The sequence below is a fragment of the Acidithiobacillus ferrivorans genome, from assembly GCF_016250455.1.
GTDB lineage: Bacteria > Pseudomonadota > Gammaproteobacteria > Acidithiobacillales > Acidithiobacillaceae > Acidithiobacillus > Acidithiobacillus ferrivorans.
Window position 1 is genome coordinate 1,254,169 of record NZ_CP059488.1, and the last position, 23,315, is coordinate 1,277,483.

17 protein-coding genes are annotated in these 23,315 nt (G+C 56.9%); 7 read left to right on the top strand and 10 right to left on the bottom strand.

What is annotated here, in order from left to right:
• Window positions 1-382: 382 nt before the first annotated feature.
• The 6 genes from H2515_RS06300 to H2515_RS06325 all read left to right on the top strand — a co-directional run bounded on the left by H2515_RS06300 (window position 383) and on the right by H2515_RS06325 (window position 10,069).
• The gene (locus tag H2515_RS06300) at window positions 383-2,899 is read left to right on the top strand and encodes an AAA family ATPase (protein ID WP_198661197.1); all 2,517 of its coding nucleotides are present in this window, start codon (window positions 383-385) and stop codon (window positions 2,897-2,899) included.
• Window positions 2,900-3,174: 275 nt separating this feature from the next.
• Window positions 3,175-4,272 carry an NAD-dependent epimerase/dehydratase family protein gene (locus tag H2515_RS06305; protein ID WP_035190360.1) on the top strand — a complete coding sequence of 366 codons (1,098 nt, stop codon included), beginning with the start codon at window positions 3,175-3,177 and terminating at the stop codon, window positions 4,270-4,272.
• Window positions 4,273-4,279: 7 nt separating this feature from the next.
• Window positions 4,280-5,293, top strand: a complete 1,014-nt coding sequence (locus H2515_RS06310; RefSeq protein WP_081919160.1) for an NAD-dependent epimerase/dehydratase family protein — start codon at window positions 4,280-4,282, stop codon at window positions 5,291-5,293.
• Between the two features lie 28 nt (window positions 5,294-5,321).
• The gene (bcsA, locus tag H2515_RS06315; protein WP_198661198.1) at window positions 5,322-7,613 is read left to right on the top strand and encodes a UDP-forming cellulose synthase catalytic subunit; all 2,292 of its coding nucleotides are present in this window, start codon (window positions 5,322-5,324) and stop codon (window positions 7,611-7,613) included.
• Window positions 7,614-7,674: 61 nt separating this feature from the next.
• Complete coding sequence (gene bcsZ, locus H2515_RS06320) at window positions 7,675-8,916, top strand: cellulose synthase complex periplasmic endoglucanase BcsZ (RefSeq protein ID WP_232821588.1); 1,242 nt, start codon at window positions 7,675-7,677, stop codon at window positions 8,914-8,916.
• Entirely contained in the window at window positions 8,906-10,069 is a 1,164-nt protein-coding gene (locus tag H2515_RS06325) for a MalY/PatB family protein (RefSeq protein WP_176712621.1), read from the top strand. Before bcsZ ends, H2515_RS06325 begins: the two co-directional genes overlap by 11 nt.
• Before the next feature lie 51 nt (window positions 10,070-10,120).
• Here H2515_RS06325 and H2515_RS06330 read toward each other — a convergent pair whose 3' ends face one another.
• The 5 genes from H2515_RS06330 to H2515_RS06355 all read right to left on the bottom strand — a co-directional run bounded on the left by H2515_RS06330 (window position 10,121) and on the right by H2515_RS06355 (window position 16,699).
• On the bottom strand, window positions 10,121-10,681 hold the full coding sequence (locus H2515_RS06330) for an HdeD family acid-resistance protein (protein ID WP_198661200.1): 561 nt from the start codon (window positions 10,679-10,681) through the stop codon (window positions 10,121-10,123).
• Between the two features lie 12 nt (window positions 10,682-10,693).
• A complete protein-coding gene (glgP, locus tag H2515_RS06335; RefSeq protein ID WP_065413860.1) occupies window positions 10,694-13,219 on the bottom strand; it encodes an alpha-glucan family phosphorylase in 2,526 nt (841 codons plus the stop codon).
• Between the two features lie 16 nt (window positions 13,220-13,235).
• The gene (locus H2515_RS06340) at window positions 13,236-14,240 is read right to left on the bottom strand and encodes a 2-hydroxyacid dehydrogenase (protein WP_198661201.1); all 1,005 of its coding nucleotides are present in this window, start codon (window positions 14,238-14,240) and stop codon (window positions 13,236-13,238) included.
• A gap of 148 nt (window positions 14,241-14,388) precedes the next feature.
• Entirely contained in the window at window positions 14,389-15,309 is a 921-nt protein-coding gene (locus tag H2515_RS06350) for a beta/alpha barrel domain-containing protein (protein WP_198661203.1), read from the bottom strand.
• Complete coding sequence (locus H2515_RS06355) at window positions 15,302-16,699, bottom strand: NAD(P)/FAD-dependent oxidoreductase (protein ID WP_065413858.1); 1,398 nt, start codon at window positions 16,697-16,699, stop codon at window positions 15,302-15,304. The genes H2515_RS06350 and H2515_RS06355 overlap by 8 nt, the downstream gene beginning before the upstream one ends.
• 525 nt (window positions 16,700-17,224) lie before the next feature.
• Between H2515_RS06355 and H2515_RS06360 the strand changes: the two genes are divergently transcribed.
• Window positions 17,225-17,626 carry a hypothetical protein gene (locus tag H2515_RS06360; RefSeq protein ID WP_035190388.1) on the top strand — a complete coding sequence of 134 codons (402 nt, stop codon included), beginning with the start codon at window positions 17,225-17,227 and terminating at the stop codon, window positions 17,624-17,626.
• Between the two features lie 125 nt (window positions 17,627-17,751).
• Here the strand turns inward: H2515_RS06360 and H2515_RS06365 are convergent, their stop codons facing one another.
• From H2515_RS06365 to H2515_RS06385, 5 genes are read right to left on the bottom strand one after another with little or no spacing between them, the layout of a single operon-like run.
• A complete protein-coding gene (locus H2515_RS06365) occupies window positions 17,752-18,711 on the bottom strand; it encodes a 1-phosphofructokinase family hexose kinase (protein WP_198661204.1) in 960 nt (319 codons plus the stop codon).
• Window positions 18,708-19,631, bottom strand: coding sequence for a bifunctional enoyl-CoA hydratase/phosphate acetyltransferase (locus H2515_RS06370; protein WP_065412995.1), 924 nt, complete (start codon window positions 19,629-19,631; stop codon window positions 18,708-18,710). Before H2515_RS06370 ends, H2515_RS06365 begins: the two co-directional genes overlap by 4 nt.
• 24 nt (window positions 19,632-19,655) lie before the next feature.
• Window positions 19,656-21,149, bottom strand: coding sequence for an MFS transporter (locus H2515_RS06375; protein WP_198661205.1), 1,494 nt, complete (start codon window positions 21,147-21,149; stop codon window positions 19,656-19,658).
• Window positions 21,146-22,336 carry an acetate/propionate family kinase gene (locus H2515_RS06380; RefSeq protein ID WP_198661206.1) on the bottom strand — a complete coding sequence of 397 codons (1,191 nt, stop codon included), beginning with the start codon at window positions 22,334-22,336 and terminating at the stop codon, window positions 21,146-21,148. Before H2515_RS06380 ends, H2515_RS06375 begins: the two co-directional genes overlap by 4 nt.
• Complete coding sequence (locus H2515_RS06385) at window positions 22,333-23,307, bottom strand: 2-oxo acid dehydrogenase subunit E2 (protein ID WP_198661207.1); 975 nt, start codon at window positions 23,305-23,307, stop codon at window positions 22,333-22,335. The genes H2515_RS06380 and H2515_RS06385 overlap by 4 nt, the downstream gene beginning before the upstream one ends.
• Window positions 23,308-23,315: the final 8 nt, after the last annotated feature.

The following is a 23,315-nucleotide window of genomic DNA, read 5'->3' on the forward strand; positions in this document are numbered from 1 at the left end:
TAGAGGCTACCGGAGTCGTATTCAACGGAGAGGAAGACTTCTCCCAACACCTGTTTAACAAGGCCGGAATTGGTGAGACCAGAAAGTGGCGCAAGGCCACCACGGCAGAGAACGCTATCGCCCAGCGTGGTGATTCGGGGATAGGCAGGCATGGGAGGATTCTGGACGAAGGGCAGGCACACCGATGCACACCAGCGATATCAATCCCATATTCGCCCGTGCTGCCTGTACGATAGCTGAACATGAAGTTACTGGTGGTGTGGGATGCGTCCCTCACAACATTGCCTTGAACCTTAATTGGTGGCGTATAATAATCATAAAGATCGTGTTGTTGCCGTATTGGAATAATCCTTTATGTTTCATCTTGATAAAGGTATTACGGATGGCAAGATTGTATCCCCTCACTTTGCGTGTATTGGGCCGATCCGTGTTGGAAGCGCCGGGTAGGCAGCTATATCTGGGATCCCGACATGCACGTCGGCTGCTGATCTATCTTTGTGTCGTACCGGGTTATCACGAACGCCAGATATTGGCACCCTTGTTGTTTCCCGGCTATCCCGCCGATATGGCGCGCAGCTATCTACGTCAGGCTCTCCAACAACTGCGCCTGATGCGCCCGCCTGTTTTATTACGGACGGATAGGCAGGGGATTCAGATGGATCCTTCCCAGCCTCTTGTCGTGGACCACGCGCAGTTCATGGCTTGCGACTCGTGGGATGTGGCGTCCTGCCGCGAGGCAATAGGTCTCTACCGGGGGGTATTCCTTGCGGAGGAGACACGGGAAACTGCCGCCAAAGAATGGTGGGGCTGGGTAAGTGACATGCGGCGCGTGACTGATCAGAGACTTTCTCTGTACTACGAAAAATGTCTGGCGGACGCCATCGCCCAACAAGATATCCATCGGGGCTGGGGCTTGGCGGAGGAGTGGATGCGTGAAGCACCCCACTTGGACTTACCGCACCAGATGGCCATAGAACTTCTGGTGGAGGGTGGCCGCAGGAGTGAGGCCATGCACCTTTTTCATGTATACGAGGAAAGGCGGGTGACCGAGTATGGCTGTAAACCTGGAGAGGCATTGTATGCATTGATCAAGCGCCTGCATCAATCGCGGCCAGCTGCGCCCCTTCCTGAACCGACCATCTCCCCGGTGTTTCAGCGCCGTTTTCTGACGGTGTTGACCATTAAACTGCTGGTCGCAGATGAGGAAGCCGAAGAGGGGATTCTGCGGTATGTGCAATACTATCGAGCCTTGGCAGAATCCGTCGCGGCACAGTGCCAGGCCGTGGTACATATCAACGAGGAGGGGAAGATCGAATTGCGCTTGGGACTGGACGCGCAGGTGGAAGATGGACCGCGCCGGGCCTTATGGGCGGCAGAGCGGATTGGAGCGAAAAGTCCAGCGGGGGGCCATGTCCTCCGCCTCATCATCCATCACGGGCCGGCCTGGGTCGGTACGGATGGCCTGCCGATAGCTAATTTTCGACCCGCAACCGGCGCCCTGAAAGAGGTGATCGAGAAACGGCAGGGGGTGCTCCTGAACGCTGGGGCCTGGGAGTGGCTCTGCGCGCATGAGTTCCCGCAGCGCTTGGGGCAGCCGCTGGAATCTGTGGCTGCCTGTTGGCTGCCGTTCACAGAAGAGTTGTGGAGCAGTAGGAATATAATACAGGACACGCCACTGCATGGACGTGAGCGGGAATTCGGCGTACTGAAAAAGGCGCTGGATGACCTGACGGCAGGTTCCGGTGGTCGGGTCGTTTGGATTCACGGCGAGGCGGGCGTGGGCAAGACACATCTGCTGCATACCTTTTTGGATCAGATCCCCGCCGCAGTAACCACTACCCAATACACCTGTTCCGCAGTGCACTCGGAGAGTTTTTTGTACCCGGTGGCCATGTTGCTGCAGGACATCATGGGAGTCAGGACAGAATCCCATGCCAGAAAAATACAGGCCATCCATTCCTTGCTGGATGCGGCAGGTGAAAAAGATCCTTTGGTGCGCTCCCTGTGGGAGAGCTGGTGGAGTCCGGAAGCCGAGACGCTGCACGGCGGAGAGTTTCGGGATTATCAGGATCTGCTTTTTGAAAGCATACACTGTGTGCTTACCTGTCACTTTTTCACGGGGTGCCGGGTGGCGGTTATCGAAGACCTGCAATGGGCGGACGCCGCCACCTTGAGCTGGCTGCGGCAATGCTTCCAGGTGATGCAACCGTTGCCGATGTTGATACTCATCACCACCCGCGACGTCATGCCGACGATGATCGGGGTGGCACAGCACGAAACCCTGCTCGACCTCTCGCCATGGGAGGCCGGAACGGCGCGAGGTTATTTGCGACAATTACCCCACTGGTATGGGGATTCTGCCGTGGAGGACGCCCTCATCGCGCGCAGTCGTGGTATTCCGTTTTATCTGAAGATCCTGGCTGAAACCCCTGGGGCCTCTCCCGAGCATCTCCCGCAAACCCTCCAGGAGGCGCTCGACGTGCATGTCGTGCGCGGAAAAGAAGCATTCGATCTGCTCCAGGTGGCGGCTGTTGTCAATGACGCCGTTTCGGTACCCCTGCTGCTGGCAGTTCTTCCGAGTAGGGACCAAACGGTTTGTCTATATGACCTGGACCGGCTTGTACGACAGGATTTGCTGCAAAGTATTTCCGGCGGCTGGCAGTTTCGTCACGATCTTTTGAGGGACGTCGTATATGCGGGAATCCCCTTATTTGCCCGGCGGGATCTGCACGCGCAGGTGGCTGCGGTTCTGGAGCAGCAGGGCGCGGAACCCTCGTTATTGGCGCGGCACTACGCTGCGGCGGGTTTGGACGACCGTGCATCCTGGCATACCTTGCAAGCTGCCCGAAGAGCCTACCCAGCGCTTCCAACACGGATCGGCCCAATACACACAAAGTGAGGGGGATACAATCTTGCCATCCATAATACCTTTGTCCAGATGGCACCTAAAAGATTTTGCTAATACGGAAACAGATGATACTTAAAAGATTTTGCTAATACGGCAACGATACGATCTTTGTGGGTATCATACATCACCAGTTAGGGAAAAACAGCCCATGACAACGCACTAAATTTTGCACCATTTTCAGGTCTGTGACACTTGGTCGAGCAGGTTTTGCACAGGATTTCGTGAGATTACTGACATAATCAGCCAATAAAGACAAAGTGAGCCGCATGAACATACACCACACCCACCCGCACAGCCACAAAATCGATGAATATTTCAATGCCAAGAAAGTACTTGTCACCGGCGGCTTCGGCTTCGTCGGCGGGCATGTCAGCAAGCGTTTCGTGGACTTGGGTGCGGATGTCTCGGTCCTGGATATCGATCCCTCACCCACCCGCATGTCCATCATGAACTGCAAGAATCACCGTCTACGGGATTCGGTACAGGTGATAGAGGCAGACGTGACCGACAAGAAAAGCATGCTGGACATCATTACCGAAGGCCGCTTTCACTATATTTTCCATTTCGCCGCCTATGCAACGGTGATAGAAAAGGCGCTGACGGCTCCTTACGATACCATCATGGCCAACACCATGGGTTGGATCAACGTCCTCGAAGCTTGCCGGATGGTTGCGCACAAACCTGCCATGGCCTTCCTGGCATCCACCGACAAGGTCTATGGAGAAATGGATGGAGATGCCTACTTTGAGCATCTCACCCCGCTGCGGGGCATCGGGGTCTACGACTCCGCCAAGCTCGCTGCCGACGTCTTTTCTCGCACCTATCACGAAGCCTTTGGGCTGCCCACCATCACCCTGCGGATGTGCAATATCTACGGCCCGTATGACTACAACATCGCCTATCGTCTGCTACCCAAAGCCATGCGCAACATCTTCGGAAAACAAACACCCGATGCGCCAGAACTTTATTTCAATGCCATAGAACATCAGCGTGACTACCTGTATATCGATGAACTGGTCAACGCCATACTACTTTTGACGCGATCCACACATTGTCGTGGCGAAGTATTCAATCTCGCGGGCGGTACCTATCTATCGACACCGGCAATGTTGCGCACCATCGTCGAGGTGGCAGCAGAGGTGGAAGCGAGGTATGACGAAAGCCGAGCAAAGCAGATCCTCAGCAATGGCATCGGTGTGAAAGTGAATAACAACGCTTCCACCATGCAGGCCATCAGCAAGCAGCATCTCAATGGGGAGAAGCTACAAGCCGCAACCGGCTTCGCCCCGGACAGCGATTTCCGGGATACCTTGCGGAGCACCATTGAATTTTATCGCGACACCTTCATGACCGGATGGGAGTAACACTAGCTTGTCGAGCTCATGGCGGGGACGTAATTGTCTGGTTACCGGGGGATCAGGTTTTGGTGGCGCACACCTCTGCGTACAGTTACTGACGCGAGGTGCCAATGTGCATGTATACGATCGGGTCTTGCCACCAAGCTCATATCTCAGATTGCAGCACCTGGAAAATGACGTGAATTACATCGCTGGCGACATCCGCGATCATGAATTCCTGAAACTGACTCTTGCCCGTCTGCAGATCGATACCATCTTTCACGTCGCCGCACAGCCCATCGTGCCCATCAGCAATGAAGTGCCTTGGGAAACATTGAGCGTCAACGTCGCCGGTACTTTTTCCGTGCTCGAAGCCATGCGTACCTCCAGGCACGTGCAACGCCTTATCTTCGCTTCCAGTGGCGCCTACTACGGAGCGACCACCACGGATCAGGCCATTCCTGAGGACGCTGCGCCGCTGGATGCCACCAATATCTATGCCTCCTCGAAAGTCGCTGGAGATATCGTGGCCAGGGCCTACGCCCGCATCTACGGGCTCAAGATCGCCACCTGCCGGTTCATGAACACCTATGGTCCCGGAGATCTCAATTTCTCCCGAATCGTACCCCGCGCAATTGCCAATCTCATGAACAATAAAGCCTATGACTTCGGCTCCCGCGACGACGGCAGCTCCGGGCTCGATTTCCTGTTCATTTCCGACATGGCTGATGCCTACATCAAAACGGCCGAACGCCTGGAAGAGCACAGTGGAGACGCCTTTAACTTTGGCAGCGGGCAGCCGACACAGATACGGAAGCTGACGGAGACACTGAGTCACCTCTTTGACGGCAAACATCGCAACGCCATTTTTTCTGGCCCCAAGAAGAGCAAGCCAGCCATCAAGTATCTTGACACTCAAAAGACGAATACGCTCCTCGACTGGTCTCCTAGCATCACGCTTGCCGATGGCCTGCAGCAGACCCTGGATTGGTATCGCGAACATTGGTCCATCATTGGAAAGTATGCGCATGATTTATCCTCACAATGAAGCGACATGGCATGAGGGGTGACGGCGGATGAGCATTCTATCCGAACGCATAACAAATGGGCTCCAATTGGCGCTATTGGCGCTCGGCCTGACCGGCATCATCGGTCTGGTTAATCTCCCGGTGAGCAACGCCAGCCAAGCCTATGTCAGCGCAGCCTTTGTGCTGATGTTGATGGTTATCCTGTTTATTTACAAACGTACATCGGCCTCATCAGAATATGCATTGACGGCGCTCAGAGTGCTGTGTATGTCCATTTCTGTTTACATGATTTTTCGCTATCTCATATGGCGTGCGGAATATACCATCGGTGGCTACGGCGTAATCAGTTTGATCGCCGGGTTGCTTCTGTTTGTCACGGAAATTTATGCCGCCAGTTATTCTATGCTGGGATTTTTCGTCAGCTTTTATCCCCGACAACGAAAGTCGCCCGCGCTCCCCGCAGACGCCGAACTACCCGTGGTGGATGTGCTGGTTCCCACTTACAACGAGCCGGAGGAGATATTGGAGATTACCCTGCTGGGGGCAACCAATATCGACTATCCCAAAGGTAAGCTCTTTGTACACCTTCTCGATGATGGGGGTACTGATGATCGCTGTCAAAACCCCAAGATTTCCGATGCCTCACAGCAACGGCGTGCCCGATTGCTGTCGCTATGTCAGCGGGTAGGCGCCATCTACCACACCCGGATGCACAACGATAATGCAAAGGCAGGCAATATCAATGCCGCTCTCAACGGCCTCGAAGGTGATCTTATTCTGATCATAGATGCCGATCATGTCCCCGCCAAAGCTATCTTGCGGGAAACTGTCGGATTTTTACTTAAGGATCCTCTCTGTGCCGTGGTGCAGACCCCCCACAGCTTCATTAATCCCGATCCCATCGAGAAAAATCTCGATATCATGCACGATTCACCGCCGGAAACGGAATTGTTTCAACAGTATATTCAAAGTGGGCTTGATGGCTGGGGGGCGAGCTTTTTCTGTGGTTCCGCCGCTGTCATCAGACGCAGCATGCTCATGGAGGTGGGCGGGATTCAGACCGACACCCTGACGGAAGATGTGGAAACGGCCATGATGCTCCACTCCAAGGGATATCATAGCGTATTTCTGAATAAGTCCTTGGTTGTCGGTTTGCAGCCAGAAACGGTCACCAGCTTCATCCAGCAACGCATCCGCTGGGCCCAGGGGGCCATCCAGATCCTGCAGGTGAAAAATCCGCTACGCTTAAAAGGGTTGAAGCTTACCCAGAGGATCGCCTATGTCACCAGTTTTTCCTATTGGTTCTTCCCTTATGCGCGTTTGGTAAACATGCTGGCGCCGTCCATGTTCCTGCTTTTTGGGGTCATGATATACAATGCCACTGCGTGGCAATATGCCATTTATGGTGTTCCCTATTTCATCGCCACCTGGATCTATTCGGACCTGGCTTATGGAAAAGTTCGCTGGCCATTGGCCTCTGACGTTTACGAAATGGTGCAAGCCCCCCTCGCTTCCATCATGCTATTAGGAACCCTGTTGCGTCCGGGAAAGCGTTCCTTCAAGGTCACACCCAAGGGTGAACATCTGGGAGAGGATTTTATCTCCTCTGCGGCAAAAGTCCAGGTTGTCTTTTTTACCATTGTATTCATTTCCCTCCTGGTAGGCATATGGCGTTGGTTCTCACATCCTGGAGAACGTCCCCAACTCATCTTCACCATGCTATGGGAAATCATCAACTTCATCATCATGCTGGCAACATTGGTGGTGATGTTCGAGCGCAAGCAGGTCCGCGGTAGCTACCGTGTCGCCATCCCCCTAGACATGCCCGCCACCATGGAGATGAACGGCAAATCCATTGCGGTGCGTGTGGATGATCTTTCCGTCAACGGCGCGCGCCTCCAATATAAAGAGGAACTGATTTTTGATAAAATCAATAATAACCAACTTGTTACGCTAAACATTGTTGACAGTGAAGCGAGCAAAACAATGGTCTCGTTTATTGTGGAAATCATCTATCAGTCTGGGGGCTGGCTGGGTGCGCGCTTTGTATATCAGGATTTGGCAGAAAAACGAGCAGTTGTAGATTTCATGTATGGCAATGCCAAACGTCTCGAAGATCGTTTGGAAAAACGCCGCGGACGCAAATCCTTCGCGGCAGCATATGCATATTTCATTTATAAAACAACGCAAGGAGGTGTTATTTTCTTGCGTCATATGTGGCGTGCCTCAAGCAGATGGATCAGGGGCCGTGCAGCACTTATTCTCGACGCCTTAACCAAAAAAATGGGCTTTTCCGAGAAGCAAGCGCAACGCGTCCGTAATCCCCGAGACCTATCCTAACAATGCGCTACCCAATTCGTTCTTGTCGATGTTTTTAACGCAACTGAGACGCATGATACTCATGGCGAGTTCACGCAGGGTCGCCATCGTAGTGATCTATCGCTTTGCAATTTGGCTATCGGCGGTCATTCCCCTTCTACTCGGGTCCGGCTATGCGTATGCGGCGGCAGCGCCGCCGTGGCATCAGTTCTGGAAGGCTTATCAACAGTATTTCATTGATCCTGCTTCTGGCCGCGTCATCGATTGGCATGAGGGTGGCATCACCACATCAGAAGGACAATCCTATGCGCTGTTTTTCGCGCTGGTGGATAATGACCGTCCTTTATTTAACAAACTGCTGGCTTGGACCCAGGATAACCTCGCCCAGGATGATCTGGGCAAAAACCTGCCGGCCTGGCGCTGGGGCCAACGCAACGATGGCCCCTGGGGATTACTCAGTACCAACCACGCTGCGGACTCTGACCTTTGGATTGCCTATGATCTGATTCAGGCAGGGCGTTTGTGGCACGATCCATACTATCGACAAATAGGGTTGGCATTGGCAAGACACATCGCCCAAAAAGAAGTACTCGACATGCCAGTCGCCGGTCCCATGTTGATTCCCGGTGGAAAATACTTTCGCCCCAGCCCGGAAACCCTGATCATCAATGCCAGCTATTTGCCCTTGCCCTTGTTGGCCAGTCTGGCGCAAGCCATGCCGGATGGTCCTTGGGGAAAAATGGCAGAAACTCTTCCCGCAGTGATCGCCGGATCTGCGCCCCACGGGTTTTCACCCGACTGGGTCGCTTTTAATCCTCAAAAAGGATATTTCCCCGCTCCCCAAGGCGTTATCGCCAGTTATAACGCCATTCGCGTCTATCTCTGGGCTGGCATGACCAATCCCCAAACTCCCGGGGCAGGGAAAATCCTCCGCGAACTATGGGGGATGTCAACATATCTGCACAGCCACCCCGCTCCACCACTCAAGGTCGACTGGCAGACCGGGAAAGCCGAGGGTGAGGGACCAAGCGGATTTTCCGCCTGCCTCATTCCTTACCTGGCCAGCCTGCACGAGGACGATCTGCTCCAGGTGCAACTGGCCAGACTGCAATCCAAATATCGTCCTGGCACCGGATTGTATGGTCATCCTCCGGCACACTATTACAATCAGAATCTGGCCCTGTTTGCGCTGGGGTGGTATGAAAACGTATTCAGATTTGGAATTGACGGCAACGTCATCGTGCGCTGGCAAAAACATCATGGGGATAGTTCGACAGTGAGTCATTCATCCAGTTCAGCAGAACATGGCCAGTATGATGGATAAACCCTCAGAGCAATTCAGCAAGGAGTGGAATCGTCTGCATAGCGATAGCGTCAAATGGGCTGGTGCGGCACACAAATTTGGCAAAGCGGTATTCCCCATGTGGGTTGCCGATATGGACTTTGCCGTCCCCCAGTGCATTACTGATGCCCTGTCACAACGCATCGCGCATCCCATCTATGGCTACCCAGACCACGATCTTCATGTCCAGGAATCGGCAGTTCGCTGGATGCAGCAGCAATATCAATGGGTATCGGAACCGGAGAACTTCATCCTGGTACAAGGGGTTTTGCCGGGATTGTTCGCAGCCGTACGTGCTTTTTCCCGGCCCGGAGACGGGATCATCGTGATGCCGCCCATATATCCGCCGTTTTTCGAGGCAGTGGAACAAAATGGTCGTCATTTACTCAGCGTCCCCTTGTTGGATGGGGGCAATGGCCGATATCACATAGATTTTGCGCACCTCGAAAAGGTGCTGGACAAAGCGCGAATGTTACTGCTTTGTTCCCCGCACAACCCCGTAGGCAGGGTCTGGTCCCGGGATGAGCTGCAACAAGTTGTCAGCTCATGCAGAAAGCACGGGGTCCAGATCGTAGTCGATGAGATTCATGCGGATCTGACCCATACCTGGGCAGTCCATACTCCCCTGGCCACCGTGGACCCCCAGTGCGTGCTTCTGGCATCGGCCAGCAAGAGCTTCAACATTGCGGGCATCGGTGGTGCCATTGCCTGGGTTGGTGAATCGGAGAAAAAATCCGTCTATCTGGCAGAGCTGCGCAGAAGCAAGAGCCTGGGAATGAACACCTTTGCCAAGGTGGCTTGCCAGGCAGCATGGGATGCAGGAGCATCCTGGTTGCGGGAGATGAAAGACTATCTGGAAAAAAATGCCTTGTATCTACAGTCCTTTTTGCATCAAAACATTCCTGCCGTACACTTTCGTCCGCCGGACTTTGGATACCTTGCCTGGCTCGATCTGCGGAGTTTTGGTCTCTCCGATGCCGAATTGCATCAGCGTCTGCTGAATGCGGGTTTGGGACTTAATGCCGGGCTCGGCTTCGGACAGGAGGGAAGCGGCTATGTTCGGCTCAATTACGGCACTCAATGTGCGCGGCTGCGGCATGGACTGTTCCTGCTGCAACAGGCATTGCCGTCGTGATGTTTACCAAATCCCGACGGGGCATCTTCAGTGTGTGAGTACCATCCATTGTTATTTGTTATCTCCGGCAACAGCATTACGGAGCATCAGCAAAATGATGCCATCAAAAATCAGATTTACGCCCACAAAGATGCCGACCAGAATAAGCGAGCCCTGCGGCCAGGTAACAAAAAACAGAATGGCTATGGCAATATCGATCACCCCGCTGAAAATAAACCACCCCCGTCCGTGATGGCCGGCGTGAGCGTTAGATTGAGTGAAGTTGCGGTAGGCATCCATGACGAAATAAAGGATGAACATCAGACCGATGGCAGCGATGCCAGCGTTGGGCAGCGCAATCATGACGCCGCCGGTGGCGAACAGAAGCACCGGCTTAAGCCAGTCTGCCAACTGGTGCTGATGCATCTGATAACTGTGGATGAACCAGGTGAACCCGGCCAGAATCAATACGGCGGCCAGTACCCCATCGGTTGCAGCAGACAGAATGACCGGACTCAGAAGTCCTAGTATTCCTATGATTATCAGTATGATGGCAATCGGCAGGACGTATTTTCCGAACATCTTGCGTTCAGTCTCGACGATAGTGGGAAGATCAGGCATCTGATCGATCATGAAGTTATCCTCTCAGCGATACCAGAGTATCTCGGTACTTTCCATGGGAACCAAACATCCTTCGCGATGCGGAATGATCCTTGGTGTGAAGCTTTCGACCGCGCTATGGGCCGGTACTGTACAGGTATAATTGTAGCTGTTGATGGCCCCGGTTAAGGCATCTCCGCGCGTCATTGCATAGATTTCAGGATTTTGTTCTCCGTCGCCATTGGCAAAGAGTTGTACGGCTACAGCGTCGGCGTCGAGATCGTCCAGATACACATGTACCTGAAAATGGTGCGTGTCCGTGTCACTCTGTACATCCAGCTCGCCAAAATGCAGGCTTTGCCAGTGTTGACGGATATCATGTTGCCATTGGCAGATGCCTTCAACGGTGGCGCGTTCACGGCGCGCGATGAGCAGGCGCGCCGCTGGTGCATAGAGGGTTGACACGTACTCCTGCAACATCCGGTTACTGCTGAATCGCGGGGTCAGGCGACTCATGCTCTCGCGGATTTTGGCGACCCAACCGCAGGGGCAGCCGCTGGCATCGCGCCGCTGGTAAAAGAGGGGCACGACTTCTTCTTCCAGCAGACGGTAGAGTTGTTGCGCTTCCTGCTGATCCCATTCCAGGTCGGCATCGTGCTCCTGGCGGTCACCCAAGGCCCAGCCGGTCTCCGGGTTATAGGCTTCGGCCCACCAGCCATCCAGTTCCGAGAGATTGAGGCCGCCGTTGACCAGTACTTTCATGCCACTGGTGCCGCTGGCTTCCCAGGGGCGGCGGGGGGTGTTGATCCACAAGTCGACCCCCTGCACCAGATGTTCGGCTACCAGCATGTCATAGTCGGCGATGAAGACCATGCGTCCGGCCAGGTCGGGGTGTTGCTGAAGAAACTGAGTCCATTGCTGGATCATGGCCTTACCGACATCATCCTGGGGATGGGCCTTGCCAGCGATCAGTAGTTGTACGGGGTAGTGCGGGTTATTCAGTAGGCGGTAGAGGCGATCCGGATCGTTCAACAACATATTGGGGCGCTTATAGGCGGTAAAGCGGCGGGCGAAACCGATGGTCAGGGTATTGGGGTCGAGGGCCGTTTTGGCGTTTTCACAGTCCTGATTGGGGGCGTGCGCCGCTGCCAGTTGTTTTTGCAGACGCTGCCGGGCGAAGAGGATCACCTGCTGGCGCGCGGTGCTGCGCAGTTGCCAGAGATCGTCATCGGAGGTCTGGCGAAAGTCAGCTTCGATATCCTTTAAATTTCCCAGCCAGCGTGCCTTGCCGCAGTGGTTGGTCCATAAGGCGTCGGCTTCGGCGGAATCCCAGGAGGGCATATGCACGCCATTGGTGACATGCATGACGGGAACCTCGTCCTCGGGCCAGCGGGGGAACAAGGGCTGGAATAAATGACGGCTGACGGCCCCATGCAGGCGACTGACGCCATTGACGATCAGGCTGCCGTGAATGGCGAGCCATGCCATATTGAAGGGTTCGTGGGTGTCTTCGGGGTTCTCCCGGCCAAGAGCGAGGATCGTCTCCACATCCACGCCGAAAGCCCCGGGGGCGCCAGCGATGTAACGCGTCAGCAGTTCCGGCGGAAAGCGATCGAAGCCGGCGGAAACGGGGGTATGGGTGGTGAAGATGTTGCCGGCGCGGGTGGCGGTGAGTGCACAGGGAAAGTCGGTACCATGATCCTGCATGTGGCTGTAGGCACGGGCGAGAATGGCGAAAGCGGCGTGTCCTTCATTGAGGTGACAGATATCCGGTTGAATACCCAAGCGGCGTAACAGCATCCAGCCGCCGATGCCCAGACAGATTTCCTGCTGCAAACGGTTCTCGGTGCCGCCACCGTAGAGTTCGGCCGTGATACCGCGATCGGCAGGGGCATTGAGAGGGTCGTTGCTGTCGAGCAGATAGAGGGTGACACGACCCACTTGTGCCTGCCAGGCGCGAAGAATAACGGTGCGGCCTGGGAATGGCAATTCCAGACGGAGCCATTCGCCTTCGGCATCGCGTACTGGAGTGACGGGCATCTGGGTTGGATCATTGTAGGGATAGAGTTCGATCTGGCGACCGCAATCGTCAAGACTCTGGCGAAAATAACCCTGTTGCCAGAGCAGGCCGATACCGAGCAGGGGGATGCCGAGATCGCTGGCGGTTTTCAGGCAGTCGCCGGCAAGGATACCGAGGCCACCCGAGTAGATGGGCAGGGATTCGGAGAGGCCAAACTCCATGCTGAAGTAAGCCACCTGGCTGAAGGGTGGGTGGGGATAGGTTTCGCTGAACCAGCCTTTCTGGGTAAGGTGCTCATGGTGTTTGCTGACGAAGGTGTCCAGTTTCGCGATAAAATCTTTATCTTGGGCCAGGTGCTGGAGTGTGTCGCCGCCAATGTTTTGCAGAATCAGCCAGGGATTGCGAGTTTGCTCCCAGAGTTCAGGCGCGATGTGCTGCCAGAGCGTGTCAGTGGCGTGGCTCCAGGACCAGCGCAGGTCGATGGCGAGTTCGGCGAGGCCGGTCAGTGATTCCGGGAGTTGGGGGAGCAGGTAATAGGGTGCGATGATCACAAAAAAGGTCTCCGGTTCATTGGGCGGTGCGGTTGGCAGAGACGAGGTTGGGGCTGTCCCTGCCGACGCTGTAGTCGTCGAGGTTCTGAATGGTGGTGTCCGCGATGGTTTTCATGGCCTCACGGGTGAAAAAGGCCTGATGGCCCGTGATGACGACGTTGGGAAAAGTGAGCAACCGCTCAAAGCTGTCATCGCAGATGATGTCGTCGCAGTGATTCTTAAAGTACAGATTAGCTTCCTCTTCATAGACATCCAAACCAAGCGCACCCAGGTGGCGGCTTTTAAGTGCAGCTATGAGCGCCGCTGTATCAATGAGCGGGCCACGGCTGGTATTGATGAGCATGGCCCCTTCGGACATCAGGGCGAGGCGCTCTGCATTCATGAGATGCCGGGTTTCCGGAAAAAGCGGAATGTGGAGACTGACGATCTGGCTTTTGGCGAGCAACGTTTCCAGTGATACATAAGCAACTCCCAGTTCCTGGCAGGTGGGATTGGGGACGGTATCGTAGCCCAACAAGTGACAGCCCATGCCATGCAGAATCCGGGCGAGTGCTGCGCCAATTTTGCCGGTACCGACAATGCCTACCGTCTTGCCGTGCATGTCAAAGCCCAGCAAACCGTCGAGGAGGAAGTTGCCGTCGCGCACCCGGTTATAGGCTTTATGCAGATGCCGGTTCAGGGTCAGCATGAGGCCGACCGCGTATTCGGCGACCGCGTAGGGAGAATAATCCCGCACCCGCATGACGGTGATGCCCTGCTTTTCCGCGACAGGGATGTCGACATGGTTGAATCCGGTGCTGCGCAATACCAGCAGCTTTGTCCCCAGGCGCGCTATGGTTTCCAGAGTTTTTGCATCCAGCGTGTCATCGACAAACGGGCAGAGAGCGGGATAGCCTTGGGCAATGAAGGCGGTATCGGCATTTAATACCGTGTCGACGAAGACCAACTCATGGTGCCCGTCGTTGGCAGCGCTGAGGGACTGTTGATCATAGGGCCGCGCACTGGTGACTAAGCAACGCATGATTTCTCTCCTTTGGTCGCAGTTGGAGCGGTGCCCAGTTCTTCAGTACGCAGCAACTGGTTGTGTACTGGCCACCCGTTTGTTTTCGGTGTATCGGACGCCGGGCCGATGGTGCTGACAATTTTTCTGCGCTGCGTCGGCAGTTTCATCATGTGTTGGGATTCAGCAGTTTGACAGCTTCATCGACCCCCCGGTTTTTGACCACAATGGCGTGAATGGCCTTGCAAAAGTTGACGGCATCGGGCTGGCTGCGCTGATGCACATTGCGGCCGGTGGCGCAGCCTTGTGTGCCACCGAGATGAATCTGTTCGTAGAGGCGTTGCAGAAACTCCGGCGCATCGGTTTCCGAACCCCCCGCGCAGACGACCTGGGTGCGTCCGGCAGCGGCTACCGCTTCACCCAGGAGCGTGCCGTCCATGGCGCCAGCCGCATTGAGTGGCGGGTTGATCTTGACGAAATCCGCCCCGAGACAGGCTGCCAGACCTGCGGCACCGGCAATGAGATGCGGGTCCTGCTCGCGTTCACCCACGGCCTTGCCGCGCGGGTAGGCCCAGATGACGGCCAGTAATCCCATGGCATGGGCATCCTGAATGATGCGTGCCGCTTCACTGAGCATGGTCGGCTCGAACTCAGAGCCAGGGTATATGGTGTAACCCACCCCAACTACCCGGGGACCGGAATGGCGCACAAAGTCGTGGACTTGCGCCATGCTCTGCCACTGCAGGCTGACCGGATCGCGTTGCGCGCTTTTGATCAGGTGGGTCTTGCTGTTCAGTTTGAGCAAGTAGGGCGTATCGCGGTAATCCATGCCGTAGCGGGCAATGAGGCCCATTTGTGCGGCAAAGCAGCCCACGGGCGCTGCACTGGCGATGCGGAACAGATGTTCCGGGTCGGAATCGTCCGTCGCTACCTGACCGCCGATAAAATCGTCGTTGAGATGCTCGACTTTCTGATCGCCCGCCATCAGGAACAGGCGCCCGCTGTCCTGGGTGACGAGACGATAGTTTTCAGTCCAGTGCCGGGTGCTTTCGGCGGACATACCGAGTGGTGCTTGGGCAATTTTAGGCATGCGGAGCTCCTGTAATGCAGGGATGGAGAGGTTCGTAATGGCGCCGCAGGGCATCACCCGCAGCGGTTACCAGTGGGTGTAGGGAAGGCGTCAGGCGGGGCTGGCTGCCGAACTGCATGCTGACCAAGTCGGGTGCCGAAGCGTGCATTTGAATGGCAAGACCGATGGTGTTGACCAGTTCGCCGGTGGTAGCACCGCCGAGAATCTGCCCGCCGAGAATCTGCAGGGAGTCAGCGGCAAAGATAATCCGGCAGTAAATCTCCGTGGTGTTGGGCATGGAGGCAGGGTGATGGTCGGGCAGACGGGTTTCACCGACCAGGATGGGGAAGCCTTCCTGTTCTGCCTGATGCTGGGTAAGTCCGGCGACGCCGAAGGCCAGGCCATCTATTTCACTGGCATAAATACTCACCGATCCGGCGTTGTAGCGGAGCTGGCGCAGACCATAGAGGTTCATTCCGGCGATGCGGCCCTCGGCGGCGGCCTGTGAGGCGATCATGGCGTGATTGGCCTTGCGGGTGAAAAAGTCCTGCTTGTGAGCGCAATCCCCTACCGCAAAGATGTCCGGATCCTCCCGTGAACGCTGGAAGGCATCGACCCAGATCCCGCCGGAGCGACTGAGGGTCAAACCCATATCCCTGGCCAGTGCGACCTGGGGACGGGTGCCGATGGCGATGAGGATTGCATCCACGTTCAGGACATCCTGTCCGGCGATCTGCACCTGTCCGACGCGCTTGCCGCTGGCATCGGGCAGCAGTGCCTCCACCCTGGCCCCGGTATGAATATGAACGCCATGGGCCTGCAACTGCTTCTCCACTGCCGCGCAAACATCCAGGTCAAAGGCCGCCTGCACCAGGTGGGGCAGCATTTCGACGATATGCACCTCAATGCCGCGCTTGCGGATTTCGTCGGCAAATTCCACCCCGATAAACCCGCCACCGATAATGGCCAGTTTTTTGATCTGCGGGATGAGGGTGCTGAAGAGCTGATCCAGATAATCGTAGTCCTTGTGGATGCTGAAGACGCCTTCCAGATGGGTGCCCGGAATGGAGGGGATGAAGTTCTCGGCACCGGTGGCCAGCACCAGACGTTCCCAGTGAATGACATCGCCATCGGCCAGGATGACGGTGTGTATGGCGCGGTCGATTTTCTGAACCGTGCCAATTTGAAGCTGTCCACCGGCCGCCAGCAGGGGCGCGCGTCCGGCCATGTCCTCATCGGTGCCGCCCAGGGTGCCAAAAATGTAGGGAATACCACAGGGAATCACCGCGTCCGTCTCCGGACGGATCACCAGCACCTTTTTGTGCGGCGAGAACTGGGCGGCGGTGATGCCTGTCATCATGCCGGCGGGGCCACCGCCAACGATCAAAATATCCGTTGTAGTCTCAGCCATCTGTTACTCCTCGTCAGGTGCGGTTGGAAAAGGGATGCAGCGGCTGGTTCATGGTCGCCATCAGGATACTCTATGGGCGGCTTCGTCCATCAGTCATCAGTATAGAACAGTCGGGGATTTTGAGTGCTCCAGCGGATGATCCTGTAACACCCGTGGGGGCCTGAGTGGTTTCAGCAGGAATGATGCTATGGCGGACTAGTGTAGACAATGGGCTACAATCGTAACACATTGTTTATTATCATATATACTATATATACTTATAAACAATTTGATATATCGTCGTGTTCCAGCGACAAATATCCGGAGCGATCTACTTGACTATCACGGCCAGGCTCGGGATGAAACTGGCAAATCCCCAGCCATACAATTGGTTATTAAATATGGCACGAATACTGCTTAAATTATATATGTGGGAAAATTTCCCACATTAGTGTAGCGGCAAGGGTTGATTCCCTTCCCCGTTACTGAACCCACGCCGGGAAGCGGGCATGCTGGTGGAAACCTTTTTTGGAAGAGGAGCACGTTATGTACAAAGGCAAATTTACTGCATCGATCCTGTTGTTACTCGGTCTCACGGTTCCGGTCCTGTCCTGGGCCGAAGGGTCCATGCTGAACCTCAGAAACCAGGCCGAAGATTCCCCTGCGTCCTTGCAGCAACTGCAGAACCAGGCCGATACCGGAAACCGTGCTGCCGGGTATTATCTGGGGACGCTTTATGATCCCGACCTGAAATTGGGGCATATCGAAAAGCCCGACTGGGTGCGGGCGACTTACTGGTACCAAAGGTCCGCACAGTCACAAAAGGACCCGGTAACCTGCTATCCCAACAAGGCAGTGGCCCAGACCGCCGCAGGGATCGGAACCTGGTGGCGCACCGAAGCGGAGGAGAATCTGAAAAATGGCGATAACGACAACGGGCATTGCTAAAGGCCCGTTGTCCTGATGCGCCGAGAGGGTACGCGCCAATCACCCTTGTTTGATCCGCAGGACGAATGATCCATCTCCCATACCTCCCTTTGGCCCTCCTCGCGAGGGCTTTTTTGGGGGTGCTCTCAAATATCCAGCACGCGTGCCTCGGTCATCTGCAGTAGTTCGTCCAGATCATTATGGGAGAATATCTCGGTTCCCGGTCGGGCGGCCGTGCCGCTACCGCAGGCGACGCCCAGACGCAGGGCTTCTGCCGGGCTTTGGCCGTGGGCCAGCGCGGCGGTGAGGCCAGCGACCATGGAATCGCCCGAGCCGACCGTCGACTTCACTGGAATAGGGGGTGCTTTGGCGAAATAACTGCCATCGGGTCCGACCAGCAGCGCACCGTCGCCCCCCAGGGAGACACAAACATACTGTACCCCCTCCCGCTGTATGGCGCGCGCCTCCTGCGCCACATCTTCCAGCGTGGGGAGCTCGCGCTGACGCAGCAGGGACAGCTCATAGCGGTTGGGTTTGATCAGGAATGGCTGATGGGGAAGGGCGTGTTGCAAGAGGGCGCCATGGGCATCGACAATGGATTGGCCGCCGCCGGCGCGGACGCGATCGACCATATCTCCGTAGAAATGGTCATCCACGCCAGGGGGGACGGAGCCGGTGAGCACCGCAAAGCCGTCTTTGCAGAGGCCCAGAAAGGTTTCCCGGACTTCGGCGAGGATGAGTTCTGAAACCCGCGGCCCGATGCCGGTGATTTCAAACTGTGCGGCGGGGTCAGCCTGCAAAATGGTGGCATTAACGCGGGTTTCCCCCTCCACATGCACGCAGTGGGGATCATCCAATTGATGCTGCAGCAGTTTTTGCAGCAGCTCGCCGATATTGCCGGCCACGACACAGCAACTGTGGGCGTAGACCAGCAGCTCTTTGAGGGCGCGGGCGACATTGATGCCGTTACCGCCGGGATCGTAGCGGGTGGATATGGCATGACTTTTCTGATCCGCAATCAGGTGCACCACTGCGTAGGCGATGTCTACGGCCGGGTTGAGGGTGAGGGTGGCGATGGGCGGGCAGCGGGCGTTGCTTTCGATCATGGCAGCATCTGCAGACGATGATAGTGCACCAGCGCCGCCAGGCCGGCGGAAACCAGGCGGGCACGGGCGGGATCAGCGCGGGAGGTGAGGATGACCGGCACCCTGGCGCCCATCACGATCCCTGCCAGTGTCGCCCCGGCCAGATATTCCAGATCTTTGGCGAGGATATTGCCGGATACCAGATCGGGCACCAGCAGAATATCGGCATCTCCGGCCACGGCACTCTGTATCCCTTTGATCTTTGCAGACTCTTTGGAGATGGCGTTGTCGAAGGCGAGGGGGCCGTCCACCAGCGCGCCGGTAATCTGCCCGCGTTCCGCCATTTTCGATAGACAGGCGGCATCTATGGTCGAGACGATAGCGGGGTTGACTACCTCCACTGCCGAGAGAATGGCGGCCTTGGGTTGTGTAACGTCCAGAATCCGCGCCAGATCAATGGCGTTTTGCAGAATGGCCGCCTTGGTGATCAGGTCAGGTGCAATATTGATGGCGGCATCGGTGATGAGCAGGAGTTTCGGATACGTCTTGATATCCGCAACAAAAACATGAGAAAGGCGACGATCCGTGCGCAGTTTGGCGAGAATGGGGTGGAGGAAGGCATCGCTATGCAGGTGTCCCTTCATCAGCGCCTTGGCCTCTCCGGCAAGCACCAACTCGACGCCTTTTTCCGCGGCGGCTTCGGCACTGTCGACGTGGATGATGCGAAAGGTGGGGCAGACGCCGGAATCGTGTCCCAGCTTGAGCAACAGGCTGCGAATTTTGTTTTCATCGCCGATGAGGATGGGCTCTACGATGCTTTGCAGCTTTGCTTCGCAGGCAGCGCGCAGGACATGCTCCTCGGCGGCATCGACCACGGCCACGGGGATGTCGTCCAGGGGGGCGACGGCGGCTAACAGCGCATCAAAATGGGCATAGGGCATGTCTGATCTCCTTCTCTCGATGCTTCATTGGGGCAAGGCCGGTCCGTGGTGCTCTTCCAGCGTCAGGCCACGGCCTTGCACACGGAAGCTGTAAGTAAGCACTAGACCCAGCAGGCTGACCGTGCCCATCAGCAGCAAGACCATGGTAACGCCCAGCGCAGACTGGATCACCGGCAGCAGAAAGGCGCTGATGGTGGCGCCGATCTTGGCTATGGCGGCAGCGAACCCGGCGCTGAAGGCACGGACCTGGGTGGGGTACATTTCTGTTGGCAAGATGAAGGTCGTGGCGTTGGGGCCGGCGGTCATGAACAGATTGAACACCATGAAACCTATCAGAATGAGCTGCAGGTGGGCAGCGGCCCCTCCGGCCATGCCCGTCGCAAAATAGAGCAATCCCATGCCGAGCGCCATGCCCCCGAAACCGATTATCTGCATATGAATCCGGCCCAGCCAGGGTACCGCCCAGAGAGAGAGCACGGAACCGAGGAGGAGGAAAATATCCACCTTGCCACTGTCCAGGGCATTGGCAAGGTCCCTGCCGACAACGCCGATGATACCGGCGTTCCCGCCATTGCGCATGGTGCCGAGCAGGATGGTGGTGAAAAGGCCGACACCGTAGGTGGCCACGTCCATAAAAAACCACGGCATGGTCACCAGAAAGGTGCGGCGTCGATATTCCGGAGAAAATAGGGTCCCTATACCCATGTGTCGACCCGGACGGATCTTGGTCACATGGTGGATTTTTTTGCCCAGATGCTGGGCCATGGCGGCGAGCATCTCTTTTTGTTGCGGCGCGATGCGTTCGAGAATGCGGGCGGCTTCGGCGTTGTGACCACGCCCCATACACCAGCGTACGCTCTCCGGCAGGGTGAGGCGGCCGAGCAGGTAGGGGAGCACCAGCAGTGCTTCTGCGGCCAGCAACCAGCGCCAGGTGTCGTCTCCGGGGTGGGCGCTTTGCAAAAGGACCAGCGCAAAACCGGCACCTGTCAGCATGCCGATGGATTGCACGGCGATGGCGGCCGCCATCATGCGTCCGCGCCGCCTCTGGGGCATGAATTCCGCCAGATAACTGCTGCCGACCGGAAAATCCATGCCAATACCCACTCCGACCAGTAATTCGGCAGCGATGAGCACCGCAGCATTGGGCGCGAGCGCGGCCAGCAGGGCGGCCATCATGAGCAGGATCATGTCCATGAGCATGACGGGTTTGCGCCCGAAGTGGTCAGCCAGGTGCCCGCCGACCAATGCGCCAATGACGGTGCCGCCCATGAGCATGGCGGCGGCAAGGCCGACGCTGGTGGCGGGCAGGGCAAAAATGGGTATCACCAGGGGCAGCGTGACACCCAATAGAAACATCGAGACGCCGCTGAGCAAGGTGCCGCCGGTGGATAACGCCCAGATGCGATAATGAATCGGCAGCATGGCGCTTTCGTCGAGAATCTGGGTCATGCTGGCGTGATCGGGGTGTATTGGGTGCGCGGGCTGCTGCGCACGGTGATGGGTTTTACCGGATTTCAACGACGGTGCTCCGGTGTCGGCAGGAGCCGGTGACAGTGCCGGGCAATCATCAGGTCTTCATTGGTGGGTATGACGAGGATTTCTACGGGGCTGTGCGGCACGGAAATGCGTAGTCCGGGGTCTTCATTGGCGACCGGATCTATCTCCAGCCCCAGCCCCAGCAGGGGCCGGCAAATGGCCCAGCGGATCGCGGCGGCGTGTTCGCCAATGCCTCCCGTAAAGACGAGCCGGTCCAGTCCACCCAGCACCGCCATCAGGCTACCGATGGCCTTGCGCGCACTATAAACGAATAGGTCGATGGCCTGCGCCGCATGGGGATCGCCACTGCGCAGCTTCAGTAGGGTCTGCATGTCGCCGCTACTGGCAGAAATGCCGAGCAAGCCGGATAAATGGTTGATGATCCGCTCCAGTTGCCCGGCATTATAGCCCTTTTCTTCCATGAGATAGAGCAGGACGCCGGGGTCGAGATCGCCACTGCGCGTGCCCATCACCAGGCCGCCGGTGGGGGTGAGGCCCATCGTGGTATCGCGGCACTGCCCGTTATGCACCGCCGCCATGCTTGCGCCATTGCCGAGGTGGGCGATGATGGTTTTGCCGGTGGCGTGATTGGGGAGCCGACTGACGATGTACTCGTAAGAGAGGCCATGGAAACCGTATTTACGGACACCTTCCTGCCAGAGATTGCGCGGCAGGGGCAGGCGGCTGGCGATTTCCGGGATGCTTTGGTGAAAAGCCGTATCGAAGCAGGCGACCTGCGGAATATGGGGCCACACCGTTTGTACGGCCTCTATGGCGGCGATTTCTGCGGGAAGATGTAAAGGGGCAAAACGCAGGGAGGCGCGCAGATCGCTGAGCACCTGGTTATCCATCAGGCAATGCGCCTGATGACGCGGTCCGCCGGAGACAATGCGGTGGCCGACGCCGTCCGGCGTCGCGCATTGTACCTCCGCCAGTGCCGCAAATACGGCCTTTAACGCTTCCTGCTGCTGCGGCAGGGCCAACTGCCGGTCAATGGCCTGCTCGTCTCCGCGTCGCAGCCATAAACGCCCGACGCTCTGTCCAATACGCTCGGCGGCGCCTTCCGCGAGTTTCTCTTCCCCTGCAGCCCCCAGTGCAAAAACCGCGAACTTGATGGAGGACGAACCGCTGTTGAGGCAGAGGACATGTCGCGTTGCCGCTATACTCACCGTCCGCCCTCGCCAGAGGCTAACCAGGACAAGTCCTCCAGCCGCTTGCCCAGCCGCTGCAGGAAGCGCGCCGCGTCAGCGCCGAAAATCACGCGGTGATCACAGCTCAGGGTAAAGTCCGCACGCCCATCACTGCCTGCGGCAGCCACGGCCAGTATGGCGGAGGCGCCCACCGGCACGATGGCATTGAAGCGCTCTACTTCCGGGAAAACCCCGAGATTAGAGAGGTAGAAGCTGGCCCCCTGATAATCTTCCGGGTAAATCCGCCCCTTTTTGACTTTGCCGAGCATGATCCGCCAGGTTTCGGCCAGCTCTTTGAGCGGACGGATGGCCGCATCGCGCAAAACGGGGGTAATCAAACCTTCACCCGAATCCACCGCAACGCCTACATCCACCCGGCTGCGTTTGGCCAATCCCTGACGGGTCCAGGCATGGTTAAACCATGGATCTTCGGCGACGGTCAGGGCACAGGCGCGGGTCAGGGCGAGGGTCAGACTGAGGCCCGCCTGTTTGGCAGCAGCGTGTAGGGGTGCCGTGGCAAAGCGGCTGCTGATGAGAAAGGTGGGGGTGTCGAGGGTCGCCGACATATTGCGGGCCACTGCCGTGCGGAGCATGCTGGGTCGCTCGATGGTGTAGGGCGGGCCGCGGCGCAGGTCCGCATCTTCGGGCGCCAGGGCGCTGGCCAGCACCTGGGCCGCGTGAATGATACCATTACTGCCTTGGGCGGCCTCCAGAGTATCCACGATATAGCCAATAGCCTGCCGCACCGGAATGTCCGTGTCCACCGCGGCTAAGGGGCCTGCCAGAAAACCATCGGCAAAGGCCTCCACATCCAGAATCGCTTTATCCGTTTCGACCTCGGCAATGGCTTCGCCCTTCTTGATCGCTTCACCAACGGCCTTGTTCCAGCGGGTGAGGCGTCCGGTCTGCATGGTGTCAGACAGTACCGGCATGGTGATTTCTGTTTTCATGTGCTTTC

Coding starts and splice junctions, on each gene's coding strand:
- H2515_RS06300 (WP_198661197.1), top strand. CDS start 383: ATGGCAAGATTGTATCCCCTCACTTTGCGTGTATTGGGCCGATCCGTG.
- H2515_RS06305 (WP_035190360.1), top strand. CDS start 3,175: ATGAACATACACCACACCCACCCGCACAGCCACAAAATCGATGAATAT.
- bcsA (WP_198661198.1), top strand. CDS start 5,322: ATGAGCATTCTATCCGAACGCATAACAAATGGGCTCCAATTGGCGCTA.
- bcsZ (WP_232821588.1), top strand. CDS start 7,675: ATGGCGAGTTCACGCAGGGTCGCCATCGTAGTGATCTATCGCTTTGCA.
- H2515_RS06325 (WP_176712621.1), top strand. CDS start 8,906: ATGATGGATAAACCCTCAGAGCAATTCAGCAAGGAGTGGAATCGTCTG.
- H2515_RS06330 (WP_198661200.1), bottom strand. CDS start 10,681: ATGATCGATCAGATGCCTGATCTTCCCACTATCGTCGAGACTGAACGC.
- H2515_RS06340 (WP_198661201.1), bottom strand. CDS start 14,240: ATGCGTTGCTTAGTCACCAGTGCGCGGCCCTATGATCAACAGTCCCTC.
- H2515_RS06350 (WP_198661203.1), bottom strand. CDS start 15,309: ATGCCTAAAATTGCCCAAGCACCACTCGGTATGTCCGCCGAAAGCACC.
- H2515_RS06355 (WP_065413858.1), bottom strand. CDS start 16,699: ATGGCTGAGACTACAACGGATATTTTGATCGTTGGCGGTGGCCCCGCC.
- H2515_RS06360 (WP_035190388.1), top strand. CDS start 17,225: ATGTACAAAGGCAAATTTACTGCATCGATCCTGTTGTTACTCGGTCTC.
- H2515_RS06365 (WP_198661204.1), bottom strand. CDS start 18,711: ATGATCGAAAGCAACGCCCGCTGCCCGCCCATCGCCACCCTCACCCTC.
- H2515_RS06370 (WP_065412995.1), bottom strand. CDS start 19,631: ATGCCCTATGCCCATTTTGATGCGCTGTTAGCCGCCGTCGCCCCCCTG.
- H2515_RS06385 (WP_198661207.1), bottom strand. CDS start 23,307: ATGAAAACAGAAATCACCATGCCGGTACTGTCTGACACCATGCAGACC.